Raw genomic sequence first — 23,687 nt, forward strand, 5'->3', positions numbered from 1 at the left:
TCTATATAGATACAGAGGACCGGCTGTGCGAAGAGGGCGAGGGGGTGGACCGGTTCCGGGCCCCATCTCCCAGGGGAGGATGGGCTCATGGCACACCTCATGGTCGTAGCGGTCTCCCCCGCTGACCTTGACCGGCTCGACGCCCTGGTCCAGAAGCAGCAGACCGCCGAGACCCGCTGGCAGGCCAGCGCCGAACAGGACGCGAACCTCCTCGCGCTGCGCGGGCCCGAACTCCGTGCGGCCCGCGTGCGGATCCGCGCCGAGCGCGACCGGCTCCGCGAGAGCGGCCGGCACCGCGTCAGCCGGCTCCACGCGCTCGCTCCCGCGCTCCGCACCGAACTCGAACACCGCGGCCTGCTACGGAAGTGGGACCCGATCCCCGATGGCGCCCAGCGGGCCGGACAGACCCTAGGGGGCGCCGGACCCCACTCGGGTACCGGGCTCACCGCCCGGCTCGTCGTAAGCCTCTCAGAGGCCCTCTGGACGCCCCTCCAGCGCGGGGTCTATTGGACCAACCAACCGCACGTCCAAGCCCTGGAGAACTGGAAGGACGTGTGGCCCACCGGATCCGCCGCACCACCCGAAGCCCTCACCGAACGCACCCGGATCACAGCCCACATCACCACCACCGGACACATCCTGCGCACCGCCCTGCACCACACCCTCCACGCCCGCTGAGGAACGGCGCCTCTCCGATCGTTTTCGTCGACGAAAACCCGGTCACCTGCCGGACCCGCCCCGCCACCCGGACCGCATGCTGCTGCGCTTCCTCCGAAAGCGCGCCCGGACACCCCGCCATCCACGTTCGAGGGGAACCCCCGCCATCACCGCGTACGGCCTGTCCCCTTGACGCGCGAAACGGCCTGCCGGTACGCGGGCATGGCAGGCCCATCCGGCGCCGCGCCCGCCGTGCCAGGGGCGGCGGCCGGGGTGGTGGAGCGGGAACGCGCGGCGGCCGCCGAGACCGGGGGTGTGGCCACCAGCGGTGTGTCGAGGGGCGTGGTGAGGGCCTGGTGGGTGGACAGGACCATGCGGCGGGCGTACTCACCGGGCGGACCCGTACGCCAGGACTCGTCGCCGGTGAGGCGTGCCAGATGGTCGGCGACCGCTGCCGGGCCGTGGGCCTCGCCGATCTGCTGCATGCGGGCGGCCAGCAGCGGCCACGGGCGGGCACCCACCAGGAGACCACCGTCGCGTTCGCCCAGGACGTCCTTGACCGTGGAGACGATCCGGGCGTGCACGGCCGGGCGGACACCGAGCTGGTCCAGGGCCTTGTCCCGTACGCCGAGGTCGAGGTCGAGGTTGGCGGGCAGGACAAGGCCCTCGGTCAGCGGGCCCCAGTAGCGGCGCGCGTCTTCGGACACCACCACCGCCTCCGGGGCCGGAGCAGGGGCCGCAGGGGCCGCAGGGGCAGGCGCGGGCGTCGGGGCGGGCCCGGGTGTGGGCGCGGGTGCTTTCGCCGAAGCGGGCGGCGGCGCCCACGGATCGTGGGCTTCGGCCGTGCGCGCGGCCGGGACCTCACCCGGCCCCGGTGCCGTGGCAGCGGTGGGCGCGGGCGCAGCAGCGGGTGCGGGTGCGGGTGCGGCGGCGCGCGCTGGTGCGGCGGCGAGGACGGCGGCCACCGCCTGGTCGACGCCGACGCCCGCGGCGTGTGCGTCGGCGAGCAGGCGGGTCACGTCCACGCCCTGGCCGTGGAGGTGGTCCATGGCGGCGGCGATGTCGGGCCAGGCCGGGGAGGCGAGGATCGCGTCGCGGACGATCCCTTCGGGCATCGTCGCGCGGAGCTGGTCGGCCCACCGGTCGGTGCCCGCGGCCTTGATGGTCGCCGAGTTCGCCTCGACGGCCCGCTGGACGGTGGAGGCGACCGTGCCGAGCTGGGGCAGGAAGACGCTCATGTCGACGCCGGCCTGCTGGAGCAGGACAAGCTGGCGGGCCATCTGCGGCCAGTCCTCCCCCTTCATCAGGTCGCCGAGCACGCCCGCGTCCAGAACCGGGCGCAGCTGTGCCTCGGCCCAGCCCGGGGCGAGCTTCGCCGTGTCCTCGCCGAGTTCGTCCTCCTTGCCCTGGCGGGCCTTCTGGGCGGCGCGGCGGACCGCGTCGGCGACGGTGAAGAACAGGCGCATCGCGAGGGCGGCGGACTGCGCGGCCTCGGCGAGCGCTTCGGAGAACGGCTCGCCGACGGGCATGGGGGCGGGGGTGGCCATCAGCAGGAGGCTCCTCGGAGTTCGACGGATTGCGCGGTCAGCGGGACCGGGACGGGCCCGGCCGCTCCGGACCGGGCGGCGTGCGCGGTGCTACCGGGCTAACGCGCGGCGACGGTGCTGGGCCACGGCCCGAGGTACGTGTACGCGAAGGCGCTGTACGTCCCGTACGGGCGGCGGGGGCGCCCGCCGCCGTCGCGGCTTCGCGGAGCAGCAGCCCGGCGGCGGCCGCCGCCTTCGCCTGCGCCCGGTACTCCTTCGCCTCGTGCCACAGCCGGGCGGCCTCCACCGCCTCCACCAGGGCCAGGAGCAGCGTCAGGACCACGGCGGCGCCGCCGCCGCGTGCGGTGCGCGGGGCGCGTTCCAACGCGCGCGCGGAGGCCCGCCATCCCGCCCGTGCCTGCCCCGTCAGGGAGCGCTCGCCCGGTGCGCGGCCGGCCTGCTCGAAGGCCTCCGCCGCCGCCTGCAACCGTGCCCGGACCAGAGCGGGGGCGTGGACGGCGGCGGCGACCAGGAGGTCGCCCAGCGCGGCCACATCCCCCGCGCCCTCCGCCTGCCCGGCCCGCCCCAGCAGACCGGCCGCCTCCCGGATACGGGCCTCCGCCCGCGCCCACTCCTGCGCGCCCACCGGGATGTCGAAGCGTTCGCGGACCCGCGGCAGGGACAGGTCGTAGGCGAGCGAGCTGCCGGAGAACCAGACGGGCCGGCTTCCGCCGTCGGCCCGGTCCCCGGGCAGCGCGACCGCGTACCCGACGAGGACGCCTTCGTCGTCGCGGCGCTCGCGCACACGCAGCCCTCCGTCGCGCAGTCGCTCCAGGAAATCGGTGTCCCCCACGGCGAGGGCGGCGGCCTGACGGACCGTGCGCTGCAGGGACTCCCGGGCGGTCTCCACCAGGCCCCGGCGGTCCGCCTTCGCCTTCTCTCCCGTGGCCGGTGCGCGGCGCGCGGTCCGGTCGCCGGGGGACATCGGGGTGAGGTTCCAGCGGGCCTCGAAGGCGCGGGCGGCGGCGTGCATCGCGATGATGTCGCCGCGCAGGCGGGGCTGGCGTCCGTCGACGCGGGCGAGGGTTGCCAGGAGGTGGATGTGGTCGGGGGCGTGGCGCACGGCGATCCACCGGCAGGCCTGTTCGTCGCCGTACGGGGCGATGCCCGCGGCGTCCACCATCGCGGCCGCCACCTCCCCCCACTCCACGTCGGACAGGACCCGGTCGTCGTCGTGGTTGCGGACCGAGACGTGCCATACGTGCTTGACCGGGCGCACTCCGCGCAGCGCCTCCACGGGGGCGTCCAGGAGGTCGGCGAGATCCTGGAGCGACGTCGCCGCCGGCTGCCGGACCGGGCACGGGAGATGGGGGTCGAAGGCGGTCACCAAATGCGGGTCGGTGTGCTCATCCTGCTTCCCCGGGCCGAAGAGGTAGTCGAGCAGCTCGTAGGTGTCATCGCCCATGTCCGGCTTCTTCGGCATCACCGGGAACGGCGCTCCCGCATCACCTGAAGCGTCGCCTCATCCACCCGCACCACCGCCGCCCGCACCCGCGCGAAAACCTCCTCGACGCTGCCATCGGCGACGCCGGCCGCAGCATGCCGGTCGAGGCGGACCGCGATCTCCCGCAGCCCCGCACGCGCCCGCACCAGCTCGCGCAAGACGTCCGCCCGCTCCGCCGACACCGGCACCAGAAGCTCCTGTGCGACGGCCATCACCGCGTGCCCCGCCCACGCGGTCGGCGCCATCGACTCCCCCGCAGCCGCCTGCCGCACAACCTCGATCTCCGCCTCGGAAAACGCGACGTTCAGCCGATGCCCGCGTACCTGACCCGCCTGACGTTCACGGCGCCGGACCGGACCCTCATCTGCCACCACAAGCCCTCGCTCCCGTACATCCCAAGGAAGCCGGAATCCGTGTTCCTCACCGGAACAGAATCAAGATCGTTAGTGCGTAATGTTCCATTACGCACTAACTGGCTCCCCTTTTCTATTGCATGAAAAATCCTCCCAGCCAGCCGCACCCGACCACCCGGAAAACCGTCGACCACGCCCCGACACCACCCACACCAGCGACCCCCACACCCCCCACCCCAACCCACCACCACGCAACACCCCACCCCCCAACACCACCCCCAAAACCCCAACCCCCCAACACCACCCACCCCAACCCGGGGCAACACGAAGCGACGACCACCCACAGGTTGGACCCCAGCTACGCAAACCGGCCACGTGCCGAGGTGTCATCTGGTTGGGTGGCCAAATGGGACATCAGGAGTACCTCGGTCATCGCCTCATCGAGGTTGCGGTACTGCCCGCACGGGTCGCGTACCTGATCGCGGAGGGAAGCTCCGACGGCTTCCGTGCCGCTGTGCGATCGGCCAGTCATCGATGGGGTGGGATGACCGAACCCATCATTGAAGCGACCGCGACTGCGGGCGGGCAGCATGTGGCGATGCTGGTTCGGATCGCGGATGTCCAGGCCGTAGTGAACGTCGATGCAGACGCGGCCGTGGCGTCGGACCTCGCAACCTCCTGGAGCCTGCCCATAGTGCCCATCGGGGAGATGCATTCCAGGGGCATCTGGCAGTTCACCAGCCGTCCGGAAGATGTGTCCGCGAGCCTACTCAGGGGTTCGGCAGACCCGTCTTTTCGTGCAGACCCGTCCCATCCCTTGTGGGCCGCCGCTGTGGCCGGCATCTACGAAACTCCGGCGGACTTCGACGGTTGCGCACCGATTTTGCCCATGCAGCTCGCACAGCTCGGCACGGCGCAGGGTTCGTCTGCCACCGTGTTGCAGAGGGGCATGGAGGGATTCCATGAGCACCGGAGTTCACACGATGGCCTGCGAGGTGCGAACCCGATCGTCGTGGTCATTGCTGAACCTGATTCGCTGGCGGACTGCCTGTGGTTCTGGAACGCCCGCGCTATGCGGTCGCATGCTCACACCGACATGCCAATCCTGCTGTTCCCCGCAGAGGCGCCGGCGAACTGGCTCAACTTCGCCAACGACCTACAGATCGCTCAGGCCTACTCGGCAAGCCGGGCACAGCAGAGGGTAGTCCTGCTCAGCCGGAGCCTTCCAGAAGCCGCACTCCACGATGCCGCCCGCAGGGCCGGACTTGTAGCCGAAGGCGATGTCGTTGGAGCGCATCCGAGCGGCCTTCGTCCGGGGACGGGTGAGCCGCAGACGTACACGGTCGACAACAGCTTCGAGCCTGAGTTGTTTCGGCGCAGCTGGGGACAGATGAAGAGGAACACCTTTCATCAATTCGCCGGCCCGAGCCGCCTGGATGTAGTGCTGCCCGTCGTCCCGCGCTTCCCCGCAGCAGCCCTCCTGCGGCTGCGGGGCGAGCCCTTCGACAAGCTCCCCCGCAAAGGCGTCGTGGCTCGGATGATCACCGAGAAGGGCACGTATCCGTCGGCGGAGGCGGCAACCTGGCACGGTGATCAGCTGCAGATCCCGGTGCGGCTTCCCTGGCTGGACCACCCACGCCTGACCCTGTCCGTCCCGAGGCCTTATGAGGTTGTCCCCCGGCTGCTGGCCGAGACCACCCGCAGCTTCACGCCTTCGGTCCCCGGCACGATCGGCATGACCATCAGCGAGCAGTCCGACCTCAGCGTTCTGCGCGACGTCCTCGTCACCGAATCGCTGACTGCGCTGAAGACAGAGCGAACCGAGCACTTCCTCAGAGAGCTCCATCGCCTTTACCCCGACTGGCTGCCGATTGAAGACGCCAAGGAGGTGGCGCGTGAGTGGGGAGGTCGCCAGGACCGGAAGTTCCGCTCAGCGATCAACACTCTGCACAACTGGAACGCTTCCGATGTCACTCCTGCGCTGGAAGCCGCGTGCGCGCAGGGATGGGCGGAGCGCGGACTGGAGCTGGATTGCAAGCAGTGCCGCGTAGACAGCTTCATTTCTCTGCAGGCGACCAGCGGAGCCGCCGTCTGCCCTGCGTGTTCCGCGCCGGATCTTTACCAGCGGGAGAACGGGAAGGCTGTCGAGATCGTCTACCGCCTCAACGGGTTCATCGACCGGGCCGTCGACAATGGTGTGCTCCCACATCTGCTGGTCCTCGCCACCCTTAGGGACCTTGACCCTTCCACCTACCTCCTGCCCGGCGTCGATGTGTTCTTCGACGACGGGAAGAACGAGGTCGACGTGTTCGGTATCCACGAGGGCAGGGTCCTGGCCGGTGAGGTGAAGATCAAGGCAGAAGAGTTCACCAAGAACGAGCAGGTCGCCCGCGACGTCGCGCTCAGCAAACGACTCGGCGCTGACATCCACCTCATGGCCGCCACCGACATCATCGACGAAGACCTCCAGAACGAGGCACGCGAACTGTGCGACCGCGCCGGGCTCGAACTCCTCGTCCTCCACGAGCCTCAGCTCCGCCCCGGCCTCGCGGAGCGCCGCGCAGCCCTGGCCCGACGGAGGCTGGCGGCCACCCCTCCCCAGCCACGGCGGGAAAGCTCCCAGCAGGCCTCCGCTCCCGGTCCGGAGCCGAGGACCTAATTGGCGCCGCAGGCGTATTCGGGGTCTGTTCTGAGTCCAGAGATTCTCAGGATCCGATCCATTCGGCGGGAACGAGTGCCTGTCCGTCACGTCGGCGCCACCGGTGCTCGACGTGGTTGCTGAAGGCGGGGTCCTCCAAGTCGGCGTGCTCCATGACGATGACCTGTAGCTTTCCGCCAAGCCTGCGGATCGTCCTGTGGATGGCCTTGAAGATGTTCAGCAGAAGGATCCGGTCGTCGCTCTCCAGTACCACTTCGCCAACGTGGTCGGGCGGGAAGTACACCTGCGAGGGCTGGTCAAGAATGAGCACGCCCGGCACCGGGTTGTCGTTCTCAGCGAACCACTCGTGGAGGCTGAGGAGCGTAGCCACGTGATACCCGAGGTGGTTGTCCCCGCTGCCCATGTTCTTCAGCGGAATCGGCCCATCGGGGGTGTCGGCCACCACGGTGAGGCGGTTCACGTCGAGGCGGAGCATGGCACTGGAGTGTTCCAGTGCGAGTTCCTGCGCCTTGGACCTGATCTCCTGGTTGATCAGTGAAAGGAAGCTGGTCAGGCGATCGCCCTGGGAATCTTCGCTGAGGAGCGTCTCCAGCTCCGCGATCCGGGTCCGCAGCTCTTCGGTTCGGTCTTCTACCCGAGGGCCGATGGCGAGCTGTGCTGCGGTGTCCAGGTAGAGACTGATGCGGCCCTGCACGAGGGCGGTCCGGCGTATGTCGTCGGGTTCCCCGTCCAGGGCCCGGAAGGCTGCTGTCACTTCGTTGATCTGTTCCTGATTGCGGGCCAGTTCCGAGCGGATTTCTTGTAGCCGGTCCTCTTCGTCGCTGACCATTTCCTCTATGGCTGGAGTGTTCCTGCCAATGGCGTGAAGGTCGCTTTGGAGGTGCTCAAGCTCCGTCGTCAGTGCCGCTGCAGTGACTGAAGGGTGCGTGACCGGACCGGCACATACGGGGCAGTGGGCGCCGTACGGGCTATCCAGAAGGCCGCTCTTGAGCAGGCCAAGGGTGGCCAGACGAGCGCGCTGCTCGTTTGCTTGTTCGGTGAATTCACCGTTCTCCGCCAGGGCTGTTTTGAGGTCGGCGATCCGCGCCCGTGTTCTGTTCGCGAGGCTCCTCAGCTCGCTGCGGCGGGTGCGCAGTTCACTGATGGGGTCGTCTGTCGGCTCGGGGCCGGCCTGGGGGCCTCTGTGGAGGAGCGCCTGCCGCAGGAGTCGCGGGGCTTCTTCGGCGCTCGTCTCGCGGTTGGCATCAGTGGGAAGGAGGCCTGCTTCGACGGCTTCGATGACCAGTGCCTGGGCCTGGCCGGCAGCCGGGGCAAATGCGTTCGCGGCGACCAGTTTCGCTTCGTGGGTGGAAAGGTCTTTGCGTGCGAGGCGCAGTCGGCTGCGGAGGAGTGCTTGCTCGCGGTCGATCGCGCCGAGGAAGTAGGGGATGACGCCGCGGATGGTGTTCGGCAGCCATTCCTTGCCCTGGGAATGGAAGAGGACGTCTTCGTTGGCGACCTCGTTCTGGGCCTGGAAGCAGAAGAACAGCGCGTGGCGGACGGACGGTGCGATGGTCGTTGCGCGACCGACGGCGGGAACACGGATGTTGCGGTCGATACCGCAGAAGTCGCTCAGAAGGTCCTTGGCGACGTCCCTTGGTGTGACGAAGCGCAGGTCGTCCAGGGGCGGAGGTGGCGAGCCGGGTGCCTGCGAGAGGACACACAGGACGGTGCTGACGCCCTTCTTGCCCTCGGGGGCGCGGCGGGCGACGAAGAGTTGCTGGCCGGGCTTGACCAGGGTTATCGCGAAGGTGCCGACGTAGTCGCGGACCACGCCGGATTTTACGGGGTACTCGGAGCTGGCAAGGCAGTAGTCGATGATCGTCAGCAGGGCGCTTTTGCCGCGGCGGGAGTCGCCGGTGACGATGTTGAGACCGCCGGTTTTGAAGGGCACCGTGTGCACCTGGCCGGGCTGCTTGCCATAGATGGTGACCGAGCGGATCTGAAAGGTCACGGCTGGACTCCCAGGAGGGTCAGGACTGTACCGAGGCTGCCGGTGCTGGGCAGCCAGCGCCCGAGCAAGACGGCTGCCTGCTGGATGGCGCGGGTCTCCCGCGTGCCGTCGCCGATGGCCTGTGGCACGGCGCGCGGCTTGAGGAAGAGCCCTGTGGTGGTGCAGTACACGGCACGGGACTGCAGAGCGAACAGGAGTCCCGGCCGGACCACAGCGGCGAGTGCCGTGGCGTTGCGGGACATCTCGACGCGCACGTGCTGGTTGGCTTCGAGCCATCCCATCAGACCGGTGCCCGTTGTTGCCGGCAGGGCGTGCCTGACTGCGGGCTGCAGGGCCATGATGCTGGCGGTGACGGCTACGGGGAGTGGACAGGGAGTCTTGTACGCCTTCTCGTGGCCTTGCACGGCGCGGATGCAGAGCAGTGCGGTGAAGGCGGGGTTGTAGAGGGCACGTTCCTCACGGCTCAGTTCCATCAGCGGGTCCGGGCCGGCTCAAGGAGCGCTATGAGGCGTGCGGAGTAGTCCGGGTGCCATCCGACTTTGAGCTCATCGGCGAGCATGTGGTAGGAGCCCTTGGTCACGAAGCTCTCGTCGCACCCTGAGCGGATGGGGAAGCGAGCCTCAAGGTCTACCCAGCGGTAGATGCGCCTGGCTTCCTTCTTCTTCTCTTCTTCCGTGACCTCGGGGCCGAGTTCTTCCGCCATCTCGACAAAGCGGGAACGCCACTCCTCAACGAGTTTGCGCTCGTACTTGCCGAGTTCGCCGGCCCGCAGCAGATTCTCGCCCGACCAGCGGGATCGTTGAGTGAAGGCCCGGACGTAGTCCCGCACTGCGAGTTCGATCCGCTCGGTGCCGACACCGATAAGGCCCAGCTGGCGAACGAACTGCTGGTCGGCTTTCTGGGAAGGGTCGAAGGCCATGTCAGAGATGTCGGCGTCGATCGGAAGGTTGTCGTAGCGGAACTGGCGCTGCAGGTCGGAGAGCATCTCATCGAACTCGCTGCCGGTGACCGGCCTCCCTCCCGGCGTCTGCATCTGCTCGATCACCCGGTTGTAGAACCAGCCCTCCAGCCGGGAGAGGAAGGCCTGCGCCGCCTCGTGCCCGGCGGCAAAGGCGGCAAGGCCCTGCAGCGCGCTACGCACCTCGTTGATGTCGGGGGTGCCACTGAGGATCTCGATGCGGGACATCAAGGAGCTTTGCAGCGGCCTGTCGCCTTGGTCCAGGTTGTCGAAGGCCTCGAAGCACTTCGGTAGAGGGCCCTTCGTTGCCTTCGAGGTCTTGCGGGCTTCGCGGAGCAGATTCAGGGCGCGTTCTTCATCGCGGTGTTGGCTACCTCGGGGTGGCAGGTAGAACGCCGCGCTGCCCTCCGGGATCTCGGCCGTGGTCAGCAGGAACAGCCTGGTCTCGGCGAGCACGATCCGGTCGGCCTTGGCGGCTTCCGCCCAGATCCGGAGCGTCTTCCAGAGGTCCTCGGACAGATCGGTCATCCGAACACCCGCAGCCCGTTGCTTGAGCTGAATCAGGCGCCGATCACCTGCACCCTGGTGGATCTCGATGTCGTCGGCCGCTTCGACCGCAACATTCCAGGCCATGTCACCGCTCATCCACTGCTCGATGCAGATGTGCAGAGCTTTCGCGAACTGGAAGAGGTATCCGAGCGCCGAGGCTGACGCTTCATACTGCTCACCGGTGTCTGCCATCGCCCACCCTCTTCGCCCGACCGACCCCGAGATCATTTCACGACGCTGACGATCAGCACATGGCTATACCTAAACGTGACTACAGGGGACAACCACTGCTAGTCCGTCAGTAGCCAAAGTCCAGGTAGTCGATGTCGGTGAACTCGACGAGCAGCTCGTCGGCACGGCGGCCGCTGTCCTTGAAGTAGGCCTCCTGGAGGGCTTCGGCAGCGATCCGCTGGAGTTCGACCTCCGTCGCTCCGGCCTCCTGCGCGGTGAACAGGCGGCCCGCGTACTCGGGCGGAACGTGCTGCGTGATGCGCCGCATCCGTCCGTCGTCGGTCGTGCCGGGCGCGGCGGTGAACCCGAAGCGGGCCCGGGTCTCGATGACCAGGCCGGTGTGCTTCGCGGCCTGCTGGCGGGCGCGCTTCTTGACCAGGGGCTGCCAGCGGCGGGTCACCTCGGCGGTGAGGCGTTCGGCGAGTTCGGGGCGCGGGGTTTTGATCTGGTCCTTGACGTACCGCTCGACGGTGCGTTGGGAGATGGCCAGGAGGGTGGCGACGGCTTTGGTGGAGCCCTTGTGTTGCTTGACGAGGTAGCGGATCTGGGCGCCGGCGGACTTGGGGATCGGCCGGGTGCCTTTGGTCGCGGCGGCGCGGTCCAGACTGTCCCCGACGATGCCCACTGTGCCGCCCCCCGTTGTGTTCGTAGGAGGTCACGGTATCCGGCGGCAAGCTCCGCTCGCGGTGGCACTCGATGGGGTGGACCTCGCGGCCGGGCGGAACCGGCTCCGTCGTTGGCGGGTTCCTGGAGCATGGATGACGAGAGCGTGATCACGATCGAGATCCGGGGCCCTGAGAAGGCGGCGCTTGAAGCCTCTCGCCGTATCTCGGACCTCTTCCTGTCGACCGGCCCCTGCCGGCTCCGGCGCACCCCCGGCGAGCCGGACGTAGAGGTTCTCGTCTACGCGAACGTTCACTGGAGTCCCGAAGAAGGCGGCTACGACGATGGAGGCACCGAACAGGTGAGTACCCCGGGCTGGGATCCGGGGTACTCACCTGCGTCCGATGCCGCCTTCAACTACGACGACCGGCCGACCACGTCGGGCTGAACCCCTACTTCACGGGCTCGGCCTGTCAGCGAGCCGCGCCCGACGTCGTGACCGAGGGGACCATCTCGACTGAGCCGACGCGACCGTTCAGGTTGACGGTCGCGTCCCTGAACTCGTAGTGAACCCTTCCGCCGGAGCCGCCGGCCCTCTTCTGCGTCACCTTGCGGCCGCCGTGCGCGCCGTCCACGTTGTTGAGGCTGGGGAGCTTCGCGCCCCGGGGCATCATCACTACCTCGCTGGACTCGGCGAGCGTGTGGCCCTGGCGCAGTGTGGCCATCCACTCCCGCTGGTGGTTGTAGGCGGAGCGGCCCAGCTTCTCGGCCTTGTGGCCCTTGAGGTTCCAGTCCGGCTGCTCGGCGGCGCGGGCGTTGCGGGCGAGCAGCCAGATACGTCCGGGCTTGGCGGCGTTGTAGTGCTCGCCTTCGTACACACAGAGGGTTTCGGCGGGGCAGGCGTTGAGGCCCTGGCCGGTCTTGACCTTGATGTCGGGCGCGGTGGCGCCAGCGGGTCCGGCCAGGGTGATGGGCAGTACGGCCGCGGCGAGAGCGGCCATCGTGAGGAACTGGATCTTCATGCCTGGACTAACTCCGCGCACGACTGTCCGGGCACGCCGCTGTGGGAGGCCGGCCGCCACACGCGCGCATCCCGGCAGAGCGTCGGACAGTCAGGACGGCTTCCTCGACCAGAGCAGCCACCCCGCCATGCCTGCACCCACGGTGCACAGGAGGGCACTGCCAAGGGAGTCCGGCGCGGCCCGGAACCCGCTGGTGAGGAAGGTGACGAGCAGCAGAACGAGCAGGGCGCGGAGCCAGCGCACTTTCTTGGGCAGGAGCACCCACGCCCCCAGGTAGGGCTGCCACAGGTGATGGAAGGCCGCGGCTGCGGTCAGGAGCACGACCCAGACGGCCACGGTGATCAGGACCCGGGTCACGCCGCTGCCGCCGAAGACGGAGCCGGCCACGACCGAGGTGGCCAGGAATGCGACTGCCGAGCCTTCGAGGGCCCTGAGTGCGCGGGCGGCACGCTGGGGGTCGAAGCCGCAGAGGGCGGTGCGCGCCGAGACCACGGCGTCGGAGCGCGCGCCGGGATTGCTCGTGGTGAAGTCTTCGAGGGCGGTGAGCGCCTGCTGGCGGTGGACTGGTTCGTTGAGGGCGATCGACACCAGGGCTTGGACGGACTGCCTCTGCGTCTGGTCCGAGCCCGTGGCGAGCGCGGTGACGGCGCGGTCGAGGGCCTCGCAGGTGTCGTTCATGGGCGAAGTGAAGCAGAACGGCCGGGCACCCTGCAGCGGCTCTCGACGGCATCACCCTTGCGGACAGTTGCAGGTTGACGTGGTGTCCGCGGGCAGCCTGAGCTTCATCGCGCGGGCCGGTTGCCTGCCTCGGGGTGCGCGTGGGCAAGGCCCGGCACGGTTCCGCCCGGAAGGGATAGACGTGGTGACCGTCGGGCGAGCGGGGCGCGGGGCGGAAGTTCGGGTGAGCCGGGCCGGTGCTCCCGAAGGGGTGGGGGCACCGGCCCGGCAGAGCCGCAGCAGTCCTGAGCGGCCGGTGGCGCCGCGCCCGGTCCGCCTTCACCCAACGCCCTTCGCTCGCTGTGTTCCCTACCTCGCGCATGAGCACCGATGGGGACCCGACCCGGCGTATAGATCCTGCCGGGCTCGCGGTGCTTCGAACGAGCGCTGGGCCTTGCCGCACGTGGCTGTCAGAACATGGCAAGCCCCGGGACAGGGGGGTGTCCCGGGGCTGTCAGCCGCGGTACCGCAAGGGGGGAGCGGTGTGCATCTGACGCGACGATATGGATAAACGATTCAGCAGCCGCTCGGTTACGCCCACTTCCAAGCAGCGGACGCCATCGCGGCCGCGGTGGCAGCCGCTACCGCATGCCGTTCACCGGTGGGTCCTCGGCGTCCTGACGCTCAGCGGACGCTGAGGATCGGCACAGCCGGCCCGCCGCTTCAGCGGACGGCGGGCCGCTCCTCGGCACCGGCGTCGAGCCACAGGCAGGGCACCGTTCACCGGGTGCCTGCGGGCATGTCCGGCGCGAGGTGGCGCAGGAGCTTCAGCTCGCGGGGGTCTGCCGTCCACTCGCGGCCGGACCCGTCCAAAGGCCGCATGTGGGCTGTCCGGCTTGTGATGCGGCCCGTCGCCTTCGCTGTGCGTACGAGTACGGTCGCGACGGTGCCGGTGCGGCCCGTGGCGGGGTGGACGACCTCCCGTCCCAGCAGCCGGTGATCGGTGTCTTCCCGGACCAGCGTGTTCGCACCCGCCGTGCCAGCGCGGGCTCGGTGTCGTGCTTGCCTCGCCCGGCTCTGGGCAACGGTGGGCTGCCAGACGGGAGGCCGGCTCACCGGTCGTCCTGGAAGAGGTCGCTGGCGAGCCCGAGGAGGAAGCGGCAGGTGCGGGCGAGTTCTTGGAGCTGTACGTATGCGGCTTCGGCTTCCTCGGGCAGACCGCGCTCCAGTACTCCGCGTACGAAGTCGATGGCCTCCGCGATCAGCTGGTCATCCCTGGTCTCGGGCGAAGGATTGGAGGATGTGGTGAGGGCGGGCAGGAGAAGGGCGAAATGGCCGCTGAGCCAGCTCATCCACAAAGCACGCAGGGCAGTGGACGGCAGGGCCTCGCGCGGTTCGAGGATGAGCGAGACGCTCTCACTGATCACCACGGTGTCGAGCGGCAGTCCAGGGTCTGCGTCCACTTCGCTCACTACCTGAAACGGATGGGCCTGCACGAGTACGGTCACGTTCCCTCCCTTGGTCCCGGGCCTGGCCGGCCCTGCTGGTCTCCAGTCAGAACCCTTGACTCGGACCGTAGAGGGAGGTGCGGGATGCAACGAGGACACATCCGAGGACATCTTGCGGGAGTACCGTCGTGGGTTACTGGTTCCGCTCGGGAGCTGTTTCGTCCGCAAGCCGTCATGGGGGTCGCGATGTCCCAGAGCCCGGGGAATCCCGCTTTCCGTGCCGCGCGTCTGGAGCGGGGCTGGCACAGCCAGAGCGACGTCGCCACCGCGTACACCGCTCACGCCGCCCAGCTCGGCGAGGAGGCCGGCGTCGATGTGCGGCAGGTGCGCCGGTGGGAGTCCTCGAAGCCCGGATGGCCCAACCGCCAGGCCCGACGGATCCTGCAGTCCATGTTCGCCCTGCCCCTCGAAGAACTCGGCTTCACCCCGCCCCGGAACGGCAGTGACGACACCACGACCAGGCCCGAGGAGGACGGGGTGCACCGGCGACTGCTCTTACGGGGAGTGCTCGGCGCGGCGCCCGCGCTCACGCTCGGCGGCGGCCCGGACCGGCTGGCGACCGCAGTCGCCAACGCCCGCCGCTTCGGCGACCACAGCCTCGCCGGTCATCTACGCACGGCTCTCGACGACATCGCCCGCACCGACAGCAGCACCGGCCCCCGCCACGTATTGCCGGCCGCGATGGAACTCCTGACCGTCATCGACACCCTCGCCCGCGACGCCACCACACCCGTACGACGCGAACTCCTCGGAGTCGGTGCGCGGGCGGCGGAGTTCACCGCGTGGCTCCACCGCGACGCCGGCTCCCCCGCACATCTCACGGTCTTCTTCCACGACCGAGCAGCGGAATGGGCCACCCTGACGGGCGACGGCCCGATGCACGCCTACGTCCTGCTGCGCAAAGCCCAGGCCACCGACCGGCATGATCCGGCACGGATGCTCGACCTCGCCCAGGCCGCGGCCCGCGGGCCCTGGACCCTGCCGCCCCGGGCCCGGGCCGAAGCCCTCCAGCAAGAAGCCCGCGCCCTCGCCCTGACCGGCGCCCCCGCAGACACCGTCAACCGCACCCTGGACGCCGCCCACCACGCCCTCGACCAGGCCGGCGCCGCCGAACCCGCCTCCTGCACCGGGCCCCTGTGCGCCGGCTACACCCTCGACCGGCTGATGGCCCAGAGCGCCATCAGCCACCGCGAAGCCGGCCAGCCCGCCCAAGCTGTCGACGTCCTCCAGCAACACCTCGCCCGCGGGGCGTTCGCCCCCAGAGACCGCGCCTTCTTCACCGCGCACCTGTCCGGCGCGCTGGCCGCCGCAGGCGAACCCGACCAGGCCGCCACCACCGGCCTGACCGCACTCCGCCTCGCCGCCACCCCGGGGTTCGGTCAGGCGCTGGGGGAACTGCGCCGCACCGCCGCCCAGCTCCGCCCCCACGCCCGGCGGCCCGCCGTACGCGAACTACGCCAGGCACTCACCACCCTGACCGCCTAAACGGTCAAGAAGCCCGCCACCCGGTCAATGACCTGCGCCTGCCACGCTTGCGTCTGCGGATCGGCATAGCCGGGATCCTCATGGACGGCGAACCCGTGCTGTGCGCCGTCCAGCTCCACCAACTCCGCCGGGCCGGCGAAGAGTGGCAGGTAGCGGCGGGAGGACTCCACCGGCACAAAGGTGTCCTTCGTACCGTGCACCAGCAGCACCGGCGCGTGCACCGCGCGGAGGTAGACCTCGGGGTCCAGGAAGAACACCTCGTTGTGCAGGGCGCGTCCCAGCTCGAACGGCGACTTCTCCGTAAAGCCGCGCTCATCCAGGTCCCGGGCTGCGGTGGTGGAGATGTAGTCGCCGTCGAAGTACGGGCGGCTATTGACGTATCGGTCCCGGTAGTCCAGACGTGGGTTCAGCAGCACCAGCCGATCGACTTCCCGCGGGCGCGATCCGGCGTGCAGGGCTGCGGCACCGCCGGAGAACGACGCCGCGATCACGTGCAAGGGGCGGTCTAGGCCTGACTGCTCACGCAACTGATCAGCGGCCGCCCTGATGTCGTTGGCCACACCCGCCATCGTGATGTCCGCCGGCCTGCCGCCACTCGCCCCGTGCGCCCGCAGATCGAACCGCAGCGACACCAGCCCGGCCGCCGCCAACCCTTCGGCCAGCCGGGTGAAGAAGCCGCCCTCCTCCCGGGTCACGCCCGCGCCGTGCACCAGCACCGCCACCCCAGCCGTCGCCCTTCCCTGCGGCGCCCTCACCGTTCCCGTAAGCGCCGTACCGTCCAGGGACCGGAACCGAACTTCCCGCTCTAAAGCCATACTCCCGATCGTAGGCACCAGCCCACGACCCCGGCAGCGAATCCACTGCGACTGCCCGATGTGGCTCACCCCGGCGCCCTGCCCACCCGGGCCACCGCCTGAGCGGGCAGGCGGTCTTCCGTCATGGCGACGATGTGCCGCTGTTCGCGTCCGTCGCGGGCCGCAGGCCCGGGCGTGGCTTCGGCGGTGCCGTGTCCGGTGTACGCGACAGTGATCATGTGAACCGCCGGACCCTTCCCCTGCTCCTCGCTGTCCTCCTGGCCACGGCGGGATGCGTCTCCGTCGCCCCCGTCGACAACAAGCCCCCGCAGGACCGCCCGAACGTCTCGGTCCCGGCCCCCGCTTCCCAGCGGGAGACCGGTGGGGCGCTGCCGCTGACGCCGTTGCCCGGCAGTCGGCCGCCCGCTCCTGCCGTGGTGATCGCGCCCGAGGAGAGCCCGTCGGCCGTACCGCCTCGCCGGGAACAGCCCCGCACGACGAAGACCGACGGATCGGGCACGGGAGCGCGGACGGTACGGAAGCCGGTGAAAGCGAAGCAGTCCAGCCCGCAGCGCCCGGCCTCGAAAGCCAAGGTGAAGACCAAAGTGAAGGCGAAGCCGCGCAAGGTGCGGACGTCGAAGCCCACGGTTCCTCAGCGCTCCCGCCCGGCTGCGGTCCCGGCTCCGGGGCGTGTCTCCATGGCCGAACTGTGCCGCTCCTCGCACGGGGTCACGAGTCCGGCCATCACCCAGCTCTGCCACGGCACATACAGGTGACCAAGAGGTTCAGCGCGCTGCGTGCGCCAGGCTAGCGGGCTTGATTGCGCCATCCCCGTAGCGGTTTCGGGCCCGGTCCGCGACGGCCTCGATGGCCAGCAACTTGTCGACGTCGGGGTCGAAGGTGAGCTGGCGCGGCGCCTCGTCGGCCGCACGCAGGCCCTGGGCTCGCAGGGAGATCGCTCGTACGCGCGCGCGTTGCAGGGAGAGCGTGGCGTACAGGTCGTAGGCAGTGCGGGTGAGGAGGAAGGTGTGGGCGGTGGCTTCGGGGAGGGTGCGGCTGCGGGTGGTGGTGGAGCCGTCCGCGTAGCGCACGGTCAGGGCCACGGCTGACGCAGCCTTGCGGTCAGCGCGCAGGATGGCGCCGAGGTGCCCGGTCAGCGTGAGGAGGGCGCGGTGGTGCTCGACAGGGTCGAGTTCGTCGGCGGTGAAGCGGTGCTCGGCGCTGATGGACTGGGCGATCGGTTCGGCGCGGACGGGCCGAGGGTCGTGGCCGTGGGCGGCTTCGTGGAGGGCTCGTCCAAGGGCGATACCGAGAAGGCGTTGGAGGGTGAGCAGGGGAACGTCGGCGAGGTTGCCGATGGTGTGCAGGCCGTGGAGGGCCAGGGTTTTGGCGGTGGCCGGCCCGACCCCGAGGAGCAGGCCTACCGGGCGGGGCCGCAGGAAGGCACGGATCGCGGCGGGATCGTCGGGGATCGTGCGCAGTTCACCGGGCGGGGTGACGGCGGCGGCCATCGCGGCCAGGGCGCGGTTGGGGCCCGCTCCGATCGTGGTGTGGAGTCCCGTGTGGGCAGTGATGCGTAGGCGTACGAGGTGGGCGAGGCCTTCGGTGCTCTGGTCGAAATAGCGGCGGGCGCCGGTGATGTCGATGACGACGGCATCGGGCGGCAGGGCCTGGACGGCTGGGGTGATGTCCCGCAGCAGTGCGAGGACCTGCTCGTAGCGGTCGGTGTCGGCGGGGGTAAGGCCGTGCAGGTGGATGTGGAGGATGCTCCGGTCTGTGGTGGTCATCGCGATCACCCCGCCGACCCGGGACTGCGGTGCCCTAGACGCCGCAGATCTGCCGACCTGGTCCCGGCGGTCTGGAGATCAGCGAAGGCGTGAAGGCGAGCCCCCGCAGTGCCGTCGGGCAGGGTGCGGCCGTGGCGCGGGCCGGTGTTCTGGGCTGGGGTGGGTGCGGGTGTGGTGTGGCCGAGGAGGTCGAGGGCTGCCTGCGGACCGTGGTCGCGGCGGGCGAGCGCGACGTCTTCCAGGTTCCAGGCCATCGCGCCGACGACGGTGCGCCTGCTGCCGCGGCGCTCGACGGTGCCGCGGACCAGGAGCAGCCCGGACTGGAAGATCGTGTGGGCACAGGCGTCGTGGGAGTCCTCGAAGAACGCCAGGTCGACGAGGCCTGATCCGTCTTCGAGGGTGACGAAGATGACGCGCTTCCCGCTGGGGATGGGCGGGGTCTGGGTGGATGCGCGGACGCCCGCGACCAGGACGCGCTGCCCGGCGTGGAGGGCTTGGAGGTGTTTGGCGTCGGTGGCGCCGAGCTCGCGCAGGAGCCGGTGGTGGTGGTCCATGAGGTGGTGGGTGACGTCGATGGACAGCACGTCGAGTTCGGCGGACAGGGCCTCGCGGCGGGTCATCTCGGGCAGCCCGCTCGCACCCGCCGTGACGAGTTCCTCGCCGAGCGGGAGCTGGCCGTCGGTAGTGGGCTGGCGGAAGTGGCGGTGCAGCTCGGTTGCCTGCAGCAGGAGATCGCGGCGGCTCGCTTCCCCTTGGAGCGGGCCGAGAGCGCCGATCTGGATGAGGCGTTGGGCCAAGGGCAGGCTGGGGCGGGCGCGCTGCCACAGGTCCTGGAGGCTGGTGTAGGGCTGGCCGGCCGCGATTCGGGCGGTCTCGGTCTCGCTGATCCCGCGCACCGTGGCCAGCGCGAGCCTCACCCCCCAGCCTGTGTTGGTGCGCTCGACGCTGTGCTCGGGCCGGGAGGCGTTCACGTCGACGGGGAGCACGGGCACGCCGTTGCGGCGTGCGTCTGAGGCCAGGACGCGCATCGGCCACATGCCCGGGTCGTGCTCGAAGACACCGGCGTAGAAGGCGGCCGGGTGGTGCGTCTTGAGCCAGGCCGACTGCACCGCCGGGACCGCGAACGCCACCGCATGGCTTCTGCAGAATCCGTAGGCCCCGAACTCCTTGACGACGTTCCAGACCTCGTCGACCACCGAGGTGCTGTACCCGTGTGCGCCGGAGGCCTCGCGGAACCACGCCTCGACTCTGGGGAGACGTGCGGGGTCGGCGAGGGCTCGGCGGGCGACGTCGCCGGCGGCGAGGTCGCAGCCCGTCATCGTGGAGAGGATCTGCATGATCTGCTCGTGCCAGATGACGACCCCGTACGTGTCGTCCATGATCGGAACCAGGTCTGGGTGCGGGTAGTGGGGCTGCTCGATGCCGTGACGTGCGGCGATGAACCGTGCTGGCATTCCCCCGGCCACCGGTCCCGGCCGGAAAAGCGAGATGTCGGCGATGACGTCCTGCATGTGACGGGGCTGGAGACGTGAGATCAAGTCCTGCTGCCCACTTGACTCAATTTGGAAGCAGCCCAGCACGTTGCCGCTGCGGATCAGCTCGAAGGTCGCCTCGTCACCGAGGTCGACGTGGTCGGGGCTGTCGAGGTCAAGCTGACGGCCGGTGGTACGGCGGATCTCCCCGACGGCGTGCGCCATCGCCGACTGCATCCGCACGCCCAGGACGTCCAGCTTGACCAGGCCGAGGTCCTCGACGTCGACTTTGTCCGCCTGAACCATGGGATAGCCGCCAGGGGTCGGCTGCACCGGCAGCCGGTCCAGCAGCGTGTTGTTGGAGATGATCACGCCGCACGGGTGCATCGCATAGCCACGCGGCAGAGCGTCCAGGCCTTCGGCGAGCTCCCACAGCGGGCCGAACTCGGCCGCCTCAGCGGCAAGCACCTTGAGTTCGGGAAGTTCGGCGAGTGCGCTGCGGATGTCGCAGGCCCGGATGTGGGGGAAGCTCTTGGCGATCCGGTCCACGGTCTGGGGACGGATGCCGAGAGCGAGCCCGGTATCGCGCAGGGCCTGGCGGCCGCGGTAGGTCTCGGGCATGCCGGTGACCGCGACCCGCTCCGGTCCGAACCTCTCGAAGATCCGGTCGTACACCTCCAGTCGGCGGGCCGACTCCACGTCGAGGTCGATGTCGGGCAGCGAGGTCCGCCGCTCGGACAGGAACCGTTCGAACAGCAGCCGGTGTTCCAACGGGTTCGCCGTGGCGATGAACAGCGCGTGGTTGACCATGGACCCGGCGCCGGAGCCCCGGGCGGCGACACGGATGCCCATCGCGCGGACGTCGGCGACGACCTGCGCGACCGCCAGCACGTACCCCTCGTAACCCATGCGTCCGAGAACGCCAAGTTCGTACTCCAGCTGCGCGAGGGCCCGCTCGTCGCGGTCCAGGCCCCGGGCGCTCATCCCGGCCTCACACCGCTGTCGCAGCAGCCGCATCGCGTCCCCGGCGGCCGGGCCGGCCCCGACCACCGGAGGTTCGGGGAAGTGCGGCCGTCCGAGCCCGAGGTCTACGACAGGGTCGATGACGCAGGCCTCGCCGGTCAGGGCGGTCTCCGCAAGCAGCGCGGCCGCCCGGCCCTGCCCGCCGCCACTGGCCTCCACGATCCGCTCCGCGACCGCCCGCATCGCGGCCGGATCCTTCAGCCAGCGCTCCCCGCAGTCCAAGCGCCGCCGGTCGATGGGACGCAGCAGCCGGGCCGAGTCCAGCACATCGGCGATCTTGTGCTGGGCCGGGTCGGCGTAGCGGACGGCGTTGGTCAGCACCGCGCGAACGCCGAGCTGGTCGGCCAGACCAAGGGTGCGCGCGGCCAGCCGCAGCGAGCCGGCTCCCGCACCGGGCAGCCCCCACCACACGCACTCCAGCCTCAGGTTCTCCCCGACGACCTCGCGCCAGGGCGCGATCAGCCGCTCGGCCCGGTCCGGCCGCCCATCCGTGAGCGCACGCACCGGCTCCGACATCGGCCCGAGCAGCACCGTCAGGCCGTCCCCCGCGTACTCGGCGAGCGTCGCCCATGACACCACCGGCGGACCGCCCGCCGCACCCGCGTGCGCGGCGGACACCAGACGGCACAGCCGCGCCCACCCCACAGCGTGCTGCGCCAGCAGCGTCACCCGCAGAACCGGTTCGACCACGTGTGCACCGCCCCGCGCCGGCGTCCGCGTTCGAGCGGCGGCGGCAGGACCCGGCGTCGGCATGGGCTCCACCGCGACGTCAACCCCGAAGACGGGGCGGACCCCGGCCGACGCGGCCGCTTTCGCGAACCGGACGGCGCCAGCGACCGTGTCGCGGTCGGTGAGCGCGAGCGTGCCGATGCCCCGCTCAGCGGCCCGTCGCACCAGGTCAGCGGGATGCGAGGCGCCGTAGCGTGCCGAGTAGCCGGACGCGACGTGCAGGTGGACGCCATCCTTCACGGCCCACCTCCGATCGTCGACCTTTCAGCCGACGCTGGCCGAATCTCTCCCTTCCAAGATATCGAGCACTTGTTCGAAAAAGCGAATCGGATACTCCAGTCGGGGTACGACACTGATGAGACGTGGGGCTCACCCTGATCTGCGAAAACACCGGCAGCCGGAGTGAGAGCTGGTGGATGGGAAGCGGCTCTCGTAGGGCGGGTCCGACCTGGGTTTCGAGCGGAATCCCACAGGCAGGGCTGCGGGTACGTTCGTAGTACGGGGTGCGGCCCTGGCCATTCAGAGGCCGCGACGGGGGCCGTACCCCGGCACCGCCAGGCCGGAAGGGCAATGGTGGCTGCACTCCCGGCGACGAACCTCGCCTTGGCGGTCACGTGCGCGAGGACGGGTTCGGGTTCAGCTAGCCGTGCAGCACTCCGGTGCGCGCGGCGATGCCTCGGAGTTCGGGTGTGGTGCGTCCGGAGAGCAGCAGGCCGGAGACGAGGGATTTCACGGCGGGGCGGGCGTGGGTTTCCTGTGGGGCCCAGTACTCGGCTTGGAGGAGGGCGCGGATGCATTCGTCGCGTCGGCCCCATTGGGCGAAGGCCTTGGCGCGGTCGGTGAAGTAGAGCGCGCGGCGTTCCGTGGTGGGGAGGGCTTGGGGTGCGAGGGCGTCGGCGGCGGCGATGGCGGCGGAGGGGTCTCCGGCGGTGTTCTCGGCCGAGATGAGGTGGAGTTGGACGGTGGCCCAGCTGAATCCGCCGTTGGTGTCGCGGAGGTGGGTGACAGAGCCGAGGGTCTTGGCGATAGCGGTGGCCTGAGCGGTGAGCTCGCGCATGCCTGTTTGGTCGCGTTGGTGGGCGACGGTGTAGGCGGCGCACTGGACGAGCAGGCCTCGCTGGGCGGTCCCGGCGTTGCCGAGTTCGCGCAGGGCCGGGTCGTCGGCGGCGTTTAGGGCGAGGGTCAGGGCCTGGTCGTGCCAGCCGGCCTTGCGGGCGAGGACGGCCTGCTGGCGGGCCGCTTCCGCGACCGCGAGCGGCGTCCCGCCGGCGGTGGCGAACTGGCGGGCACGGTCGGCTGCCATCCAGCCGAGTTGCGGCTCGTCGAGCTTGATGAGGATGCGCGTGGCCAGGAGGTAGGCCTGTGCCAGCACGGGGAAGGTATCGCCGCTCCCGGTGGACCTGTGTCCGGCACAGATCAGGCGTGGGAGCCGTAGGGCGAGGCTGGAGTACGCGCAGTTGTTGAAGTCGGCCGTGGCCCGGTGCAGTTCTGCCGCGAGGAGGTCCGGGGGCGTGTCGGGGGCTGTGTGGTCCAGTCCCAGCATCGCGTCGCGCAGCCCTGCGGTGAGCGTTTCTCCGAGCTGTGCCTCTTCGGTCTTGGCCGGGGCAGCTCCGGCGAGGGGGGCGCCCATGGCGGCCGCCGCGGTGACCGCCAGGTTCGCGAGCAGTTGCCTTCGCGTGCGCACCGGGTCCTCTCCGTCCTCGCGCCCTGGGCTTCCCAGAGTAGGGGCGGGAAGGCGGGGATACGGACCGGTTCGCTGACTGAGTGGATCCGGATCTGCGTCCGGGGCCGGTGCGAGGCCGAGGTCCTGCGGTGGGATGTCGAGCGCGCGGGCGAACCTCTGCAGCACGGAGACATCCGTCATGGCCGCCTTGGACTCACCGCGCTCCAGACGGGATACCTGGGCCGCCGAGTAGCCGGTCAGCGCCCCGAGCTTGGCCAGGCTCATTCCCTGAACTCTGCGAGCTGCCCGGACCACCTCGCCGGGTGTCACCTGTGACTTTCGAACAGCACCCATAACCCCATCCCGGTGTAGCCGAGGCTGCGTGCCCCCTCAGGAGCCGGGGCTCACACGCGGCCGTCCGTCTTTGCACAAGTTGCAAACTCCTTGCAGCCCTATGGCTACTGACTGTTGTACCGCGTTCGGGTGCGGTGGTCTTGGACTTGCCGCGGTCCAC

At 69.9% G+C, this 23,687-nt stretch carries 20 protein-coding genes; 5 read left to right on the forward strand and 15 right to left on the reverse strand.

The genetic code is table 11. The features are described from left to right. Positions 1 to 87 precede the first annotated feature (87 nt). Complete coding sequence (locus AC6CKD_RS33000; RefSeq protein ID WP_498332482.1) at positions 88 to 678, forward strand: hypothetical protein; 591 nt, start codon at positions 88 to 90, stop codon at positions 676 to 678. Positions 679 to 824: 146 nt separating this feature from the next. Here AC6CKD_RS33000 and AC6CKD_RS33005 read toward each other — a convergent pair whose 3' ends face one another. From AC6CKD_RS33005 to AC6CKD_RS33015, 3 genes are read right to left on the reverse strand one after another with little or no spacing between them, the layout of a single operon-like run. Next, positions 825 to 2,204: a hypothetical protein gene (locus AC6CKD_RS33005; protein WP_498332483.1), complete on the reverse strand. Its 1,380-nt coding sequence runs from the start codon at positions 2,202 to 2,204 to the stop codon at positions 825 to 827. Between the two features lie 37 nt (positions 2,205 to 2,241). After that, a complete protein-coding gene (locus AC6CKD_RS33010) occupies positions 2,242 to 3,648 on the reverse strand; it encodes a mobilization protein (RefSeq protein ID WP_498332484.1) in 1,407 nt (468 codons plus the stop codon). A gap of 17 nt (positions 3,649 to 3,665) precedes the next feature. Continuing rightward, entirely contained in the window at positions 3,666 to 4,061 is a 396-nt protein-coding gene (locus AC6CKD_RS33015) for a hypothetical protein (RefSeq protein ID WP_498332485.1), read from the reverse strand. A 385-nt stretch (positions 4,062 to 4,446) separates the two neighbouring features. Here AC6CKD_RS33015 and AC6CKD_RS33020 point away from each other — a divergent pair, with 385 nt between their 5' ends. Continuing rightward, on the forward strand, positions 4,447 to 6,699 hold the full coding sequence (locus AC6CKD_RS33020; RefSeq protein WP_498332486.1) for a hypothetical protein: 2,253 nt from the start codon (positions 4,447 to 4,449) through the stop codon (positions 6,697 to 6,699). A gap of 46 nt (positions 6,700 to 6,745) precedes the next feature. On the opposite strand, the gene AC6CKD_RS33025 is transcribed toward AC6CKD_RS33020, so the two are convergent. The 4 genes from AC6CKD_RS33025 to tpg form a co-directional block, all read right to left on the reverse strand. Continuing rightward, the gene (locus AC6CKD_RS33025; RefSeq protein WP_498332487.1) at positions 6,746 to 8,692 is read right to left on the reverse strand and encodes a DUF3732 domain-containing protein; all 1,947 of its coding nucleotides are present in this window, start codon (positions 8,690 to 8,692) and stop codon (positions 6,746 to 6,748) included. Beyond that, positions 8,689 to 9,165, reverse strand: coding sequence for a three component ABC system middle component (locus AC6CKD_RS33030; RefSeq protein WP_498332488.1), 477 nt, complete (start codon positions 9,163 to 9,165; stop codon positions 8,689 to 8,691). The genes AC6CKD_RS33025 and AC6CKD_RS33030 overlap by 4 nt, the downstream gene beginning before the upstream one ends. Beyond that, positions 9,165 to 10,391: an ABC-three component system protein gene (locus AC6CKD_RS33035; RefSeq protein ID WP_498332489.1), complete on the reverse strand. Its 1,227-nt coding sequence runs from the start codon at positions 10,389 to 10,391 to the stop codon at positions 9,165 to 9,167. Before AC6CKD_RS33035 ends, AC6CKD_RS33030 begins: the two co-directional genes overlap by 1 nt. 106 nt (positions 10,392 to 10,497) lie before the next feature. Further along, positions 10,498 to 11,055, reverse strand: coding sequence for a telomere-protecting terminal protein Tpg (gene tpg / locus AC6CKD_RS33040; RefSeq protein ID WP_498332490.1), 558 nt, complete (start codon positions 11,053 to 11,055; stop codon positions 10,498 to 10,500). Positions 11,056 to 11,199: 144 nt separating this feature from the next. Here tpg and AC6CKD_RS33045 point away from each other — a divergent pair, with 144 nt between their 5' ends. Further along, positions 11,200 to 11,481 carry a hypothetical protein gene (locus AC6CKD_RS33045; protein WP_498332491.1) on the forward strand — a complete coding sequence of 94 codons (282 nt, stop codon included), beginning with the start codon at positions 11,200 to 11,202 and terminating at the stop codon, positions 11,479 to 11,481. 25 nt (positions 11,482 to 11,506) lie between these two features. Here AC6CKD_RS33045 and AC6CKD_RS33050 read toward each other — a convergent pair whose 3' ends face one another. The 3 genes from AC6CKD_RS33050 to AC6CKD_RS33060 all read right to left on the reverse strand — a co-directional run bounded on the left by AC6CKD_RS33050 (position 11,507) and on the right by AC6CKD_RS33060 (position 14,175). Next, positions 11,507 to 12,055: a hypothetical protein gene (locus tag AC6CKD_RS33050; protein WP_498332492.1), complete on the reverse strand. Its 549-nt coding sequence runs from the start codon at positions 12,053 to 12,055 to the stop codon at positions 11,507 to 11,509. Between the two features lie 90 nt (positions 12,056 to 12,145). Next, complete coding sequence (locus AC6CKD_RS33055) at positions 12,146 to 12,733, reverse strand: hypothetical protein (protein WP_498332493.1); 588 nt, start codon at positions 12,731 to 12,733, stop codon at positions 12,146 to 12,148. Between the two features lie 1,091 nt (positions 12,734 to 13,824). Beyond that, on the reverse strand, positions 13,825 to 14,175 hold the full coding sequence (locus AC6CKD_RS33060) for a DUF6415 family natural product biosynthesis protein (protein ID WP_498332494.1): 351 nt from the start codon (positions 14,173 to 14,175) through the stop codon (positions 13,825 to 13,827). 231 nt (positions 14,176 to 14,406) lie between these two features. Between AC6CKD_RS33060 and AC6CKD_RS33065 the strand changes: the two genes are divergently transcribed. After that, a complete protein-coding gene (locus AC6CKD_RS33065; protein ID WP_498332495.1) occupies positions 14,407 to 15,705 on the forward strand; it encodes an NsdA family TPR-like regulatory protein in 1,299 nt (432 codons plus the stop codon). Here the strand turns inward: AC6CKD_RS33065 and AC6CKD_RS33070 are convergent. Together AC6CKD_RS33070 and AC6CKD_RS33075 are read right to left on the reverse strand one after the other, a co-directional pair. Further along, a complete protein-coding gene (locus tag AC6CKD_RS33070) occupies positions 15,702 to 16,427 on the reverse strand; it encodes an alpha/beta hydrolase (RefSeq protein WP_498332496.1) in 726 nt (241 codons plus the stop codon). The genes AC6CKD_RS33065 and AC6CKD_RS33070 overlap by 4 nt on opposite strands. Positions 16,428 to 16,585: 158 nt before the next feature. Further along, complete coding sequence (locus AC6CKD_RS33075; RefSeq protein WP_498332497.1) at positions 16,586 to 16,738, reverse strand: hypothetical protein; 153 nt, start codon at positions 16,736 to 16,738, stop codon at positions 16,586 to 16,588. On the opposite strand from AC6CKD_RS33075, the gene AC6CKD_RS33080 reads away from it, so the two are divergent. Beyond that, a complete protein-coding gene (locus AC6CKD_RS33080; protein ID WP_498332498.1) occupies positions 16,739 to 17,275 on the forward strand; it encodes a hypothetical protein in 537 nt (178 codons plus the stop codon). Positions 17,276 to 17,284: 9 nt separating this feature from the next. Here AC6CKD_RS33080 and AC6CKD_RS33085 read toward each other — a convergent pair whose 3' ends face one another. The 3 genes from AC6CKD_RS33085 to AC6CKD_RS33095 form a co-directional block, all read right to left on the reverse strand. Beyond that, positions 17,285 to 18,286 (reverse strand): DNA polymerase Y family protein, encoded by a 1,002-nt coding sequence (locus AC6CKD_RS33085; RefSeq protein WP_498332499.1) that lies wholly within the window; start codon positions 18,284 to 18,286, stop codon positions 17,285 to 17,287. Between the two features lie 5 nt (positions 18,287 to 18,291). Beyond that, positions 18,292 to 21,750: a DNA polymerase III subunit alpha gene (locus tag AC6CKD_RS33090; RefSeq protein ID WP_498332500.1), complete on the reverse strand. Its 3,459-nt coding sequence runs from the start codon at positions 21,748 to 21,750 to the stop codon at positions 18,292 to 18,294. 400 nt (positions 21,751 to 22,150) lie between these two features. Beyond that, the gene (locus AC6CKD_RS33095) at positions 22,151 to 23,527 is read right to left on the reverse strand and encodes a helix-turn-helix domain-containing protein (protein ID WP_498332501.1); all 1,377 of its coding nucleotides are present in this window, start codon (positions 23,525 to 23,527) and stop codon (positions 22,151 to 22,153) included. Positions 23,528 to 23,687 lie beyond the last annotated feature (160 nt).

The sequence above is a fragment of the Streptomyces sp. GQ60 genome (assembly GCF_059758875.1).